1 pseudogene is annotated in these 248 nt (G+C 61.3%); it reads right to left on the bottom strand.

Going from position 1 to position 248, the window contains the following annotated elements:
* Positions 1 to 248: pseudogene (locus ACPYOM_RS23305) on the bottom strand (excinuclease ABC subunit UvrA); the annotation flags it as partial.

Below are 248 nucleotides of genomic sequence, written 5' to 3'. Positions count from 1 at the left end.
CCCCACTGGCCTTAACCGTGGGGACGTTGAAGGAGTATGCATTGGGAGATCCGATGTGGGGCTGTCCAAGGCGGCTGAAAAGAATGCGGAGCATGGCGTTTGCGTCAGTGGCGGTGCCCACCGTGGAACGGGGGTTGGAGCCCATACGCTCCTGGTCCACGATGATCGCCGTCGTCAGTCCCTCAAGCACGTCCACATCAGGCCTTGCCAAGGATGGCATGAAGCCCTGGACGAAGGCGCTGTAGGTC

This window comes from Monashia sp. HAY1-2A (assembly GCF_056755315.1).
The sequence above is the reverse complement of the archived record's forward strand: the minus strand, read 5'-3'. Positions and strand labels throughout refer to the sequence as shown.